Genomic DNA, 12,056 nt, shown 5'->3' on the forward strand with positions numbered 1-12,056 from the left:
CTGTCGCAAGTCTCAGAAAGGAATAAAATTTTCATGAAAGCAAAACTAACCAATCAGGAGCTTTTTTATTTCTGCGAACAGTTTTCCATCCTTCTGCACTCAGGAATCTCCTGTGCAGAAGGAATCCAGCTGATGCTGGAGGATAGTCATACCCAAAAGGGACGAGATTTTTTCCAGTCCCTCCAGACAGATTATGAAGAAAACGGTTCCTTTTATATTTCTCTCCACAACACCGGACTTTTTCCGGACTCTATGATCTCTTATGTAAAAATCGGAGAGGAAACCGGATGCCTGGACGAGGTACTGAACAGTCTCTCCCTGCACTACCAGCAAGAGATGGAAATATCAGAAAATATTAAAAGTGCAATCACCTATCCCCTTCTCATGCTGGTGATGATGGCTGCTGTGATCCTTATCCTCTTGGCAAAGGTCCTGCCTGTATTCCGCCAGGTATTTCAGCAGATGGGACTGGAAATGAATCAGTTCTCCAACGGTCTTTTCCATGCCGGCAGTATGATCAGCCAGTACTCCGCTGTAGTATTCGCCGTGATCCTGGTAATGATTGCTGCTTTTGCTGTTCTTTTCTTTACTTCCAAAGGCCGCATTTATCTGCAGAACCTGGCCGGTCATCTTCCCCATATAAGGGAAATCTCCATTTCTGCCGATTATGCAAGACTGACCCAGGCCATTGCCATGGGACTTCACAGCGGCATGGACCATATTACCACTCTGGAAATGGCCGGACAGCTTATTTCCCAGCCGGATATTAAGAAAAAAAATGTAAAAGCCTGTGCTTTGCTGGAAGAAGGTTCTCTGCTGGAAAATGCACTGTCTGACTCAGAACTTTTTCAGGGAATGGAAGCAAGACTGATCACTGTGGGTCTGCGGGCCGGCTCTGCAGATGAAGTCATGAACCGCCTTGCCCAACGCTACCGCGACTCATCGCTGACAGTTACCGGAAATCTTATCTCCATTGTAGAACCAACCATCGTGATCATATTTTCTGTCCTGATCGGTCTGGTCCTCCTTTCTGTCATGATGCCGCTCCTTGGAATTCTTTCCGATATTGCAATTTGAGGTGACCACTATGGATATATTTGAAACAGACAGAGCACGGATAAAAAGAAGACTGCAGGCATTCCTCCCCATACTGCTTCTGGCAGCTGTCTGTCTGATCTTCTATCTGGGCATCACAGGTGCAGGCAGGGAGGCTGTTACAAAAGAGCAGACCACTTTAAAAAGAGCGCTAGAGCAAGGAGCCATCCATACCTATGCGCTGACCGGAAACTATCCCCAGAATCTGGAGGAATTGCTTACAGATTATAAAATCTCCTATGACCCTGATAAATTTGTAGTAGAATATGTGCCCAACGGTTCTAACCTGCTGCCCTCCATCAGTGTCCTGATTCTTTCTCAGCAGAAGGGAGGTCTCTCATGAATGACAAACTCTCTCCCAGACACTCTGTCCACAGGATCTTTGTTGTCATGATCTTTGGCTTATTTCTCCTTTTCCTTTTACTTATGCTTTTATTCGGAGCCAGAGCCTACAGCGTTTCTGTTGCCGGCAGTCAGAAAAATAATAACCTGTACACTGCCATTGCCTATGTAACAGCCAAGTTCCGGCAGCATGACACCGGCACAGATCAGGAAATCTACTGTGATACTCTGGGAAAATCCCAGGCCCTGTGCATGACCGATATCATAGAAGGAACAAAATATATTACCTATGTTTATCTGCAGGACAACAATCTGAAGGAGCTTTTCACATCTGCAGATATCTCCCCTTCACCTGAAATGGGAACTATCATTGCCAGTCTCAATGATTTCAGGATACAGGAAACCTCCGGTCACTTTTACCAGATTACATTTCAGGATTGTCAGGGAGAACAAAGCAGCCTGGTTCTGCACTCCGGAACTCCATGACAGAAAGGATGATTACTATGCAAAAGCTTAACAAACGTTCCGGATCCAGTCTCTTTCTGATGGAAATGATCCTTTCTATCCTGATCCTGGCTCTGGCCTGTACTGCATGCATCCGGATTTTCGCCGCAGCCGGCACAGACCGCAGAAAAGCCCGGGAACTGAATCATATCCAGACTCTGACTGTCTCTGCAGGAGAAATTCTGGAGGGCTGGACCGGAGATCCGGATGACTTTTTATCACTCCTTCCCGGAGGTATTGCAGAATCTGGTAAAATTTATTATTATTATGACAAAGAATGGGCGATCTGTCCCGAAGAGGAAGCACGGTACTGCCTGTCTGTACAGCTTTCCCTCTCAACCAAAAAAAAAGAAGCTGAACTGACCTTTTTCGACGCTTCGCATACAATCCTATATGAAACTGTTATCACCTTTCCCTTTTCCCAAAAGGAGGCCGGGACATGAATAAACGCAGAACTGTATTTCTTTCCAGTGGGCTGCCCTCCATGTTTGTCATCTTTTCTATCCTGTGTATGGTGATCCTGTCACTCCTGGCTCTGGGTACTTCCCGTCAGGACCTGCAAACCAGCCAGCTCTCCCTGGATCAGACCACAGCCTATTATAAAGCCTGTTCTGCTGCCACTGCACAGTATACAGAAATCACAGAATATATCCAGAAAACTGCCGAATCCGCTTCTGACAGAGAGCACTATCTTTCCCAGATGAAAAATCTGGAAAAAAACTTTAAAAATACTGTCTGGTCCAGACAGTCAGAAACCTTTTCCCTCACTCTGGATTATTCAGACGCTCTGGCTCTCTACGTGGAAGCAAAAGCAGAATATGCCGGTGCCTCCACTTTGCCTGATTTCAAAATCATTACATGGAAAACCATCAGTACCGGAACCTGGACTCCAGATACCCGACAGCCCGTTTACAACAAAGGAGAATCTAAATGACATCATCCAATATCCCGGATTTTTTATCCTATTCAGCCACCAGACATGCCTCTGATATTTTTATCATAGCCGGCAGACCTTTATCTGTAAAAATTGACGGCAATCTTTCTACTTACGGAGAAAGACTTATGCCAGGAGATACGGATGCACTGATCCGGCAGATCTATCAGCTGGCTAATAACAGAAATATTGATACTTTCCTGAATACAGGAGATGATGATTTCTCTTTTTCTGTCCCCGGACTGTCCAGATTCCGTGTGAACGCTTACAGACAAAGAGGTTCCCTGGCCGCTGTGATCCGCGTGATTGCTTTTGAACTGCCCAATCCCGACATCCTCCATATTCCGGAAGATGTCATGTCCACTGCTGATTTTACCAAGGGTATGGTACTGGTTACTGGTCCTGCAGGAAGCGGTAAATCTACTACCATGGCCTGCCTTGTGGACAAGATCAACCATTCCAGAGAAGGCCATATTATTACTCTGGAGGATCCTCTGGAATATCTGCACAGACATGATCGCTGTATTGTCAGCCAGAGGGAGATCTGCACAGACACAGAAAGCTATCTGGTATCTCTGCGAGCCACTCTCCGCCAGAGCCCTGACGTAATCCTTCTTGGAGAGATGAGAGACTATGAAACGATCCAGACTGCTATGACTGCTGCTGAGACCGGTCATCTGATTCTGTCCAGTCTGCATACCATCGGAGCTGCCAACACCATCGGACGTATCGTAGATGTCTTCGAGCCCTCACAGCAGCGCCAGATTTCCATCCAGCTTTCCATGGTTCTTCAGGCAGTCATCTCCCAGCAGCTGGTGCCGGATGTGGAAGGTCACAACATTCCTGTATTTGAAGTAATGCGCCTGAATCCTGCCATCCGAAATATGATCCGGGACAATAAGGTACATCAGATAGACGGTGTAATTTCTTCCTCTGCTCATGAGGGCATGCGTTCCATGGATCAGAGTCTGCTGGAATTATTCCGACAGAACCGTATCACAAAAGAAACAGCCTTGAAATATGCCGCCAATGCAGATATGCTGAAACGTAAACTGCTCTGATCTGAACATTCTGCATGATACAGTCAATGCTTAATCAGTGAACCAGATTTCCTACAACTCCATAGGAAACTACATACATGATCACGGTTGCCATAATAATTCCGGTAAGGATTGCCAGTGAAGATTTCTTAATATCAATCTCCAGCAGAGAAGCGATCAGAGAGCCTGTCCATGCCCCTGTTCCGGGAAGTGGAATTCCCACAAACAATGTCAGCCCCCAGAACTCATATTTTTTTACCTGATCACTTTTTCCCATTGCCCGGTCTTCCAGTTTCTGGATCAATCCCCGGAAAATCTTTGTCTTTTTCATCACCTTGAAAATCTTTCTGATGAAAAGCAGAATAAAGGGAATGGGGATAATATTTCCCGCTATACACAGGGGAATTGCCGTCACTGCCGGTATTTTCAGAAGAGATGCCGCCAAAAGCCCTCCTCGTAACTCCAGAAGGGGAATCATAGAAATAAAAAATACCGCTCCCTCCGGAGAAATATACTGTGAAAGGTTATGGGAAAACCATTGTACCAGTGCTTCCATAAAGCCTCCTATTTCAAATATTCTTTCAAAAAGTCAATAAATTTCTGCATTTCTTCCCTGGTTCCAATGGTAATACGAAGGAAGTTTTCTGTACGTCCCTTAGGAAAATATCTCACATAAATATGCTTTTCCCTTAACGCTGCAAAAAGCTCAGCTGCCGGACAGGTCTCATGAGATGCAAAAATAAAATTAGATTTGGAATCCTGAAAAGAAAAGCCAAGGGCCTTTAACTCTTTTTTTGTCCATTCCCTGGTCTCTATGATCTTATTACAGGTTTCCTCAAAATATTCCTGATCTTTCACTGCTGCCACACCGGCAGCCAGAGCTGTACGATCCATAGTATAAGAATTAAAGGAATACTTCACATCATTCAGATATTTGATCAGTTTTGCATTGCCACAGGCAAAACCAATACGCATTCCTGCCAGAGAGCGAGACTTGGAAAAGGTCTGCACTACCAGAAGATTGTCATATTTTTCAATCAGTGAAACTGCAGATGTACCGCCAAAATCTACATATGCCTCATCCACGATCACAATTACATCCCGGTTATGACAGATAATATCCTCCACATCCTCCAAGGGAAGTTCTACACCTGTTGGTGCATTGGGATTTGGAAAGATCACTCCTCCGTTTTCTCTGAAATAATCTTCTTTCCGAATGTGGAAATTCTCATCCAGAGCCGGACGCTCATAGGGAATCCGGAACAGATCTGCCCACACATCGTAAAAGGAATAGGTAATATCCGGAAAAAGAACTGGCTTTTCTGAATTAAAAAAAGTCAGAAAGCTCATAGCCAGCACATCATCAGATCCCACACCTACAAAAACCTGTTCATCCTTCAGGTGATATCTCTCTGCAATGGCATGGACCAGATCTCCTGCTGTAGGATCCGGATATAGTCTCATAGTATCTGTCTCCAGCTCTCTAAGAGCTCTCTCCACCCCCGGTGCAGGGGGATAAGGATTTTCATTGGTATTCAGCTTGATCATATCTGGCTGGTTCGGCTGCTCACCAGGTGTATATGGAATTACTTTACGCACATTGTCTTCCCAGGTACTCATTTTGTATTTCCTTTCTTGGCCGGTTTTCTTATTCTACTACTGCAATTACTTCAACCTCTGCCAGCACATTTTTAGGAAGCTGCTTTACAGCCACACAGGAGCGGGCCGGTTTTCCGGTAAAATATTTATCATAAACTGCATTAAAAGCTCCGAAATCTGCCATTTCCGCCAGGAAACAGGTGGTTTTGATCACATTTTCATAGGTAACTCCTGCTGCTTCAAGGATAGCACCGATATTCTTCATAATCTGTTCTGTCTGTTCTTCAATGGTAGTTCCTACTACTTCTCCTGTGGCCGGATCCAGCGGAACCTGCCCGGATGCATATACAAATCCATTGGCTACTTTCGCCTGAGAATATGGTCCGATTGCTGCCGGTGCATTCTTTGTCTCAATTGTCTTCATGATGTCATTACCTCCAGTATATTTAGTTTTGTAACTGTTCACAGTTTCACAGTTACAAGTTTTCATTAATGATAGCGCCAAAATCCTGTGCCGTCAATGTTCTTTTTCAAATAAAAGAGCTGTCCGCCCCGGATGCAGGTTTTGCATCCGAGATTCAGACAGCTCCTGATAATAATTTTCAGCTTCTCAGTTCAGAGATTTACGTTTTAGATCTCAGCCAGTTTCAGCAGATCCGGGATCTTGGATTCCCAGCCAAGTGCCATGATATGTACACCCTGACAGTATGGCTTGCACTCTTTGATAATACGTGCAGCGATCTCAACACCTGTGATACCTGCTTTTGTCTTTTCTTTGTCTGCTTTCAGTTCCTCGAGCATTTCGTCCGGAACATGAATGCCGGCAACGTTGTTGTTCATGAATTTAGCCATTCCAGCGGACTTCGGAATGATGATACCAACCTGTACAGGTTTTCCGAACTGTTTTGCTTTTTCCATGAATTTGATGAATTTCTCCGGTTCAAATACTGCCTGTGTCTGGAAGTATTCTGCACCTGCAGCTACTTTTTCATCATCGGTACATCCAGTGTGTTCAGAGGGAATCCCATCATTGGTCCGCCCATCTTAACCAAAACATCGTCATCTGTAAATCCGCCGCAGTAATCGATCAGCTCTCTTACGCTTGTACCGATCTTGATAACAAAGTTTCCAGGATTCTTGATCTTCTCGCCTGTTACTGTAGCAACACGCTCAACCAGAGGCATTCCTGTCTGGATCGCATCGGAGATTGCTTTTACTGTACTGATATTATCTACTACAACGCCGACATCTGCCGGAAGACCGCCGCTTGGAACAATTCTTCCCATAACGCGCTTAATGAGAGTTTTCTCAGCGCCCTGCGGGTATTTGGTTCTTGCAACAAATACTTCCATGTTTCCGATGTCAGCAACTTTTTTCTGCATTAATTCAATGGCATCCGGCTTATTATCCTCGATAACGATGATACCCTTCTCGGCACCTGTTGTCTTAAGGACTGCTTTCAGACCAAAAATAATGTCATCTGCATACTCAAGAAGTACTCTGTGGTCTGCTGTTAACAGAGGCTCACATTCACATCCGTTGAGAAGGATGGTATCTACCGGTTTGGCAGGTTTAAGTTTGACACAGGTCGGGAAACCTGCACCGCCCATACCAACGATTCCGGCTTCACGGATGATATCAATGATTTCATCCGGAGTAAGATTGTCAAGATCACCATGTGGCTGTACGGATTCGTGCAGAGTATTTTTTCCATCCGATTCAATGACAACAGCCATCACTTCGCTTCCACGTGTGCCATGCATACGCGGTTCAACAGCAACTACGGTTCCGCTTACGCTGGAATGTACCGGAGCACTGATAAATCCGGCAGCTTCACCGATCTTCTGACCAACTTTTACAGTGTCACCAACCTGAACGATCGGATTAGCCGGTGCGCCCAGATGCTGTGACATGGAGATTACAACTGTCTTCGGATCCGGGAATTTCTTCAGAGCGATATGCTCACTGAATTCCTTACGTTCTGACGGATGAACACCGCCGTAATATCCGTCCAGTCTTTCTTCTCTGATGGACTTCACATAGTCGTTGATCACTTTGAAATTAACTTTGGAGAAATCACGAACCTGTACAGGCTGGTTTAAGAATTCTTCCAAACGTCCCTGTTTTGCAAGTCTCTGGTAAATCTTCTCCCATGCACAGTCCTTATTCGGATCTACTTCGCATTTTCCATTCTTTGCTCCACCGCACTGTCCATTGACAAGACTCTTTGAACAGTCAACGATCGGACAGACACCTCCGGTAATGTTCAGATAACACTGCGCACATGCGTCACAGCTCTTCTTGGTAAGTGCCATGCCATGATGACCTCTGTAGTTAAGAGTGTTGCTTGCAGCAACTACCGGCTTACCTGCCAGATCCGCAACGGTCTGAATACCAAGGCCACAGGAAATTACTACTACATTCTCTGTACCTTCCGGAATCAGATCCTGTAATTTTCTTTCTGTGTGCATCTTGTTGCATAAGAAATCAAATTTCGCACTGCCTGTAACGTTCTTTCCCTGATCTGCAGCGAATTTCAGGAATTCGTCACAATCCGGTTCGTCAACAGTTTCAAATTCTTTGAAACATTTGTTGCAGGCAATCACAAACAGGTTGTCCTTACCGTCAAGCACTGATGCAAGTTCATCATTGCTTTTCAGTTTGTACTTAGTATAGTTTTCCAATTGCTCACCTTCCTTATGATAAAATAGTAAAAATTATATCCTTATGGTATCTGCTCTTATACGTTCCCTCCATCTCTCTGCACTCAAAAAAAGGGCCAATAAAACCAGATAAATAAGTTCAATATATATTCCTTAATAAATGTATCACAAAATGCTCATTTTATCCAGTTTTATTGGCAAATTTTATAAATTTCTTCTATGGTTTCATCCTAAATTTCTATAAAGTATGGATATTTGTGCTGAATGGGGCAGGAATGATTTTTTATTTCCGGTCAGAGGTAAGACATACAGGTACCGGATCTCGGATTTCCATTCTGTCAGGTTCTACCAGGCAGTCATAAGCCAGAATATGCACTCCTGCCTTTTTCGCCTCCTGCAGGGTTTCTCCAAATTCCCGATGAGTCTCCCAGTTGGGCTCAAACATGTCAACTCCCTTCATCTGGATCACCAGAAGCAGATAAGCTTCGTATCCTTCCTGCATACAATGGATCAGCTCCTTCAGATGCTTCACACCTCTTTCTGTCGGTGCATCCGGGAAACGTGCTATATTGTCAGATTCCAGAGTGACACCTTTTACTTCTATAAAAGCCTTACGTTTCTCTGAGCAGACATAAAGATCAAATCTGGAATTTCCATAAGTCTTCTCAGGCGTTACCTGAACCTTTTCCGGAAAAAGATGTCCTGCTTTTACCCACTCCAGTGCTGCCTTATTGGGAATCTGAGAGTCCATATTGATCAGACCCCTGCCCTTTTTATTTACGCAGATCAGATCATAGGCTGTCTTTCTCGCCGGATTGCTGCTCTTTTCCAGAAAGACCTGTACCCCCGGAATCAGAAGCTCTCTGCACCTGCCTGTATTCTTTACATGAACCGTTTCCACCTGTCCATTGATCTCCACATGTGCAATAAAACGATTGGGGCGGTCTATGAAACGGCCCTCTGTGATGTGTTCGTACTTCATATTTTCTGATTGACCACGCTTTCTATTTTTTCTTTGTTCTTTTTTACACACTGTATATACCATAGCATGTTTTCCTCATATCTACAACATTCTCACCTTGGGAAACTATTCTCCAGGCAAAGTGCCCCCGAGGATGTCAAGTCATTGCTACAAAAAATATGCGGCTTTTTTGCCACGAAAATGGCTTAAAACCGCATATTTCTGTATAGAGGACGTTATATAATTGTCACAAAGTAGGTGGGGAAGATGTTACGTCATTGCTACAAATATCATTCTCCGCATAACGATTTTTTATAAATCATTCCATTCTTGTGAAAGCGGAAAATGATAAGCCATATCGAAAGCTGAAATAGCTGCTCTATTTACATCCAAAATTTCAGTAAAATCTCGATCTTGCCCTTTAATTCCTTTTTTTCCTAACCCCGATAATAATTGTTCAGCTGTTTCCAACATTAAAACATGTAAATTTTTTGTTTCAGCATAGGTTTCCAGAACACTATTTTGACATTGTTTATGAAGACAATAAAGATAATGCCTAAATGCTTCTTTTTCGCCAAAACCTGTTGATGATGGTAAACTTCCATTGAACAACATTTCACTATATTTATTTTTCATCGTTACTGGAGGTTCAATTCTATCTAATAGGTCCATACGTTTTGCAATGTCTAAAAAAGGAATTTTATACTCTGATAATGCTTGTGGACAATAATACCATACCGCTCGACGGCTAGGCTGTTTATCATCTATTGTTTCAAAATGTTCTGGCTGAAACCATCTTAAATTCAAAAAATTTCCTGATGCAATTGCATCACATTTTGCTAATGCCATACATAATAATTGATGACTTGCATAACCCACAATCGTCATCTTCCGCTGTCTCTTAATTCCTGCTACTAATGACATAATATTAGACACCCACAATGGTCGATCCACCAAATAATATCGTTCCGGATGTTCGCATACAATATATACACCTTCTACATCCCATTCTTCAACATACTCTATCACCCGTTCAATCTGGCTTTCATCATTAAGTACATCACTACTCAATGAAATTGTGTGTATATACTTCATATCAGGTGCATATTTTTTTGCACTTTCTATTATTATTTTCTGTATTTTATTCCATAAATCGTCTATTTTCTTAGCAGTAATGGAAGGCAACAAAAACGCTTCTGCCTCAACTTCGTTATTTAATTTTGATAGTTCTTCTACTACCGTATCAAATTGTCCCATTTCCAATGATGTAATATCACTCTTCGGCCAATATGCATACTGAGACAATTTTTTTTGATATTGTCTAGGATAATACAATTGTGGATCAACAAGTACTTTCCCTTTTTTCTTATGCACCCTAGTTGCATAACCTTTTACCTTATTGGGCAAAATGTTCATAGGGCTAATGATAATAGTTCCACCATCAAACTCTTCTAAATGCTCGAGAGCTAACGCTTGCATATTATGTCCCATTTGTATAAAAAGTTCCATTCTTTAACCCCTTCTATTCATAAACAAATGTCTTTTTAGCTACTTTTAACCAATCTATTGCTTGCTTAGCAGTCCTAGGTCTTCTAGAAGGATATTTTCCCATCATTGCCCCTAATAATGCCATAAACTGACTTTGAGTATCCCCTTTGATTGAATACTGTACAGGTGTAATAGTTTCTGTCTTTTGTAAGACTTCAAGTGCATTTATAGAGCCTTCTCTAAATGGATTTTTTCCTGTAATACATTCATAGGTAACAACTCCTAGTGAAAAAATATCTGCTCGAGAATCAATTTCCTTTTTTAAATTATTAAATTGCTCAGGCGCAGCATATCCAGGTGTATGCGGACCCATCATTGCACCTGTTCTTGTCAATGAATCTGCTCCCAATATCCTTGCAATTCCAAAATCCAGAAAAAATATTCTACCATCATCTGCTCGTATAATATTTTCCGGTTTAATATCTCTATGCACAATACCTTTATTCTCTATACAAGCAATAAACTCTAACCCCTGTTCCAAAAATGTCACTGCTTCCTCTAAAGAAAATCTCTTTCCACTTTCAAGCACCTTCCGTAATTCTGTTCCTTTTACTTTTTGCTCAATAATATATAATGTCTCTGTTCCCTCATACTCTATGGTTCCAGTTTCATATATTTTAGGTACCATGGATAAGTTTAAATCTCTTTCTATTTGTATTTCCCTAAGAGACCTGGGATCGTTAAGCTGAAAATATAATTTAATAACAGTTTCTCCATATGAGTTGTGAACTCCATCAAATACAATCTTCTGTCCACCACGTGCCATCAATTCAATTTTTTCAAATTCTTCTTGACACATTTCTTGAAATTTTTTCATCTCTCATTTCTCCTAACTTAAATGGGCAACAGTCCTTCCAATCCATTCATTAAACTGTAAAGACTGATAACTTGACGGTGATGCTAATTTCTTTGCTTCTACTATTTTTCTAAAACTTCTCTTCTTACAATACAAACCTGTGCCTTGTCTTTCAAACTTTTTAATCGTACTACTTTGCGGATTTGAAGTACTTGTTAATGCATATGATTGTGATGCAAACCATGTATTAATAAGAGACTGTTCAGCAACTTTCTTTATATCCGTCATTTTAGCTTCCACTGAAATCAATTTTTTTATATTATATATCTTTTTGATGTCTACTGGTTTCCATAAGCCGTGATCACGTATAATCATATGTGCATCTAGTAATTTTTCTATGGCCTGAATTGTATCTTTTTCTGGCATCTTAAGTCTTGTTATCAATTCACTTCCTGTACTTCCTTTAGTCATCAATAACTGAGATAACACTTTTAAATCAGCTCCGACGAAGTTGTCTGGAATAAATAAGTCTGTAAAAGAAGTCCCGCCAGTGTACATCCAAGACACAAAAATA

Annotated in this window: 15 protein-coding genes; 6 read left to right on the top strand and 9 right to left on the bottom strand. The window is 42.1% G+C overall.

What is annotated here, in order from left to right:
* The first annotated feature begins 33 nt into the window (after positions 1 to 33).
* The 6 genes from H8Z82_RS09690 to H8Z82_RS09715 are packed head-to-tail and all read left to right on the top strand — an operon-like array spanning position 34 to position 3,936.
* Complete coding sequence (locus tag H8Z82_RS09690) at positions 34 to 1,077, top strand: type II secretion system F family protein (protein ID WP_186994997.1); 1,044 nt, start codon at positions 34 to 36, stop codon at positions 1,075 to 1,077.
* A 10-nt stretch (positions 1,078 to 1,087) separates the two neighbouring features.
* Positions 1,088 to 1,438 (top strand): hypothetical protein, encoded by a 351-nt coding sequence (locus tag H8Z82_RS09695; protein ID WP_019162831.1) that lies wholly within the window; start codon positions 1,088 to 1,090, stop codon positions 1,436 to 1,438.
* Positions 1,435 to 1,923, top strand: coding sequence for a DUF4860 domain-containing protein (locus H8Z82_RS09700; RefSeq protein WP_186994998.1), 489 nt, complete (start codon positions 1,435 to 1,437; stop codon positions 1,921 to 1,923). The genes H8Z82_RS09695 and H8Z82_RS09700 overlap by 4 nt, the downstream gene beginning before the upstream one ends.
* A gap of 17 nt (positions 1,924 to 1,940) precedes the next feature.
* Positions 1,941 to 2,384, top strand: a complete 444-nt coding sequence (locus tag H8Z82_RS09705) for a hypothetical protein (RefSeq protein ID WP_186994999.1) — start codon at positions 1,941 to 1,943, stop codon at positions 2,382 to 2,384.
* Positions 2,381 to 2,875, top strand: coding sequence for a hypothetical protein (locus H8Z82_RS09710; protein ID WP_186995000.1), 495 nt, complete (start codon positions 2,381 to 2,383; stop codon positions 2,873 to 2,875). Before H8Z82_RS09705 ends, H8Z82_RS09710 begins: the two co-directional genes overlap by 4 nt.
* Entirely contained in the window at positions 2,872 to 3,936 is a 1,065-nt protein-coding gene (locus tag H8Z82_RS09715; RefSeq protein ID WP_186995001.1) for a type IV pilus twitching motility protein PilT, read from the top strand. The genes H8Z82_RS09710 and H8Z82_RS09715 overlap by 4 nt, the downstream gene beginning before the upstream one ends.
* A 34-nt stretch (positions 3,937 to 3,970) precedes the next feature.
* On the opposite strand, the gene H8Z82_RS09720 is transcribed toward H8Z82_RS09715, so the two are convergent.
* From H8Z82_RS09720 to H8Z82_RS09760, 9 genes are all read right to left on the bottom strand, one after another.
* Complete coding sequence (locus H8Z82_RS09720) at positions 3,971 to 4,471, bottom strand: COG2426 family protein (protein WP_019162836.1); 501 nt, start codon at positions 4,469 to 4,471, stop codon at positions 3,971 to 3,973.
* 8 nt (positions 4,472 to 4,479) lie between these two features.
* Complete coding sequence (hisC, locus tag H8Z82_RS09725) at positions 4,480 to 5,535, bottom strand: histidinol-phosphate transaminase (protein WP_186995002.1); 1,056 nt, start codon at positions 5,533 to 5,535, stop codon at positions 4,480 to 4,482.
* Positions 5,536 to 5,563: 28 nt separating this feature from the next.
* Complete coding sequence (locus H8Z82_RS09730; protein ID WP_186995003.1) at positions 5,564 to 5,938, bottom strand: RidA family protein; 375 nt, start codon at positions 5,936 to 5,938, stop codon at positions 5,564 to 5,566.
* A gap of 206 nt (positions 5,939 to 6,144) precedes the next feature.
* Positions 6,145 to 6,537, bottom strand: a complete 393-nt coding sequence (locus tag H8Z82_RS09735; protein WP_330607909.1) for a methylenetetrahydrofolate reductase — start codon at positions 6,535 to 6,537, stop codon at positions 6,145 to 6,147.
* Complete coding sequence (gene rsxC, locus H8Z82_RS09740) at positions 6,495 to 8,198, bottom strand: electron transport complex subunit RsxC (RefSeq protein ID WP_243176437.1); 1,704 nt, start codon at positions 8,196 to 8,198, stop codon at positions 6,495 to 6,497. The genes H8Z82_RS09735 and rsxC overlap by 43 nt, the downstream gene beginning before the upstream one ends.
* 262 nt (positions 8,199 to 8,460) lie before the next feature.
* Positions 8,461 to 9,159, bottom strand: a complete 699-nt coding sequence (sfsA, locus tag H8Z82_RS09745; RefSeq protein ID WP_118520310.1) for a DNA/RNA nuclease SfsA — start codon at positions 9,157 to 9,159, stop codon at positions 8,461 to 8,463.
* 291 nt (positions 9,160 to 9,450) lie between these two features.
* On the bottom strand, positions 9,451 to 10,647 hold the full coding sequence (locus tag H8Z82_RS09750; protein WP_005333823.1) for a hypothetical protein: 1,197 nt from the start codon (positions 10,645 to 10,647) through the stop codon (positions 9,451 to 9,453).
* A 13-nt stretch (positions 10,648 to 10,660) separates the two neighbouring features.
* Positions 10,661 to 11,503, bottom strand: coding sequence for a serine/threonine-protein kinase (locus H8Z82_RS09755; protein ID WP_005333818.1), 843 nt, complete (start codon positions 11,501 to 11,503; stop codon positions 10,661 to 10,663).
* Between the two features lie 12 nt (positions 11,504 to 11,515).
* The coding region (locus H8Z82_RS09760) for a hypothetical protein (RefSeq protein ID WP_243176438.1) at positions 11,516 to 12,056 on the bottom strand (541 nt) is incomplete at its 5' end.

Source organism: Blautia difficilis (assembly GCF_014297245.1).
GTDB classification, from domain to species: domain Bacteria; phylum Bacillota; class Clostridia; order Lachnospirales; family Lachnospiraceae; genus Blautia_A; species Blautia_A difficilis.

What these genes read in the sequence shown, in the direction of transcription:
- H8Z82_RS09690 (WP_186994997.1), top strand. Translation starts at nt 34, where the DNA reads ATGAAAGCAAAACTAACCAATCAGGAGCTTTTTTATTTCTGCGAACAG.
- H8Z82_RS09695 (WP_019162831.1), top strand. Translation starts at nt 1,088, where the DNA reads ATGGATATATTTGAAACAGACAGAGCACGGATAAAAAGAAGACTGCAG.
- H8Z82_RS09700 (WP_186994998.1), top strand. Translation starts at nt 1,435, where the DNA reads ATGAATGACAAACTCTCTCCCAGACACTCTGTCCACAGGATCTTTGTT.
- H8Z82_RS09705 (WP_186994999.1), top strand. Translation starts at nt 1,941, where the DNA reads ATGCAAAAGCTTAACAAACGTTCCGGATCCAGTCTCTTTCTGATGGAA.
- H8Z82_RS09710 (WP_186995000.1), top strand. Translation starts at nt 2,381, where the DNA reads ATGAATAAACGCAGAACTGTATTTCTTTCCAGTGGGCTGCCCTCCATG.
- H8Z82_RS09715 (WP_186995001.1), top strand. Translation starts at nt 2,872, where the DNA reads ATGACATCATCCAATATCCCGGATTTTTTATCCTATTCAGCCACCAGA.
- H8Z82_RS09720 (WP_019162836.1), bottom strand. Translation starts at nt 4,471, where the DNA reads ATGGAAGCACTGGTACAATGGTTTTCCCATAACCTTTCACAGTATATT.
- hisC (WP_186995002.1), bottom strand. Translation starts at nt 5,535, where the DNA reads ATGAGTACCTGGGAAGACAATGTGCGTAAAGTAATTCCATATACACCT.
- H8Z82_RS09730 (WP_186995003.1), bottom strand. Translation starts at nt 5,938, where the DNA reads ATGAAGACAATTGAGACAAAGAATGCACCGGCAGCAATCGGACCATAT.
- sfsA (WP_118520310.1), bottom strand. Translation starts at nt 9,159, where the DNA reads ATGAAGTACGAACACATCACAGAGGGCCGTTTCATAGACCGCCCCAAT.
- H8Z82_RS09750 (WP_005333823.1), bottom strand. Translation starts at nt 10,647, where the DNA reads ATGGAACTTTTTATACAAATGGGACATAATATGCAAGCGTTAGCTCTC.
- H8Z82_RS09755 (WP_005333818.1), bottom strand. Translation starts at nt 11,503, where the DNA reads ATGAAAAAATTTCAAGAAATGTGTCAAGAAGAATTTGAAAAAATTGAA.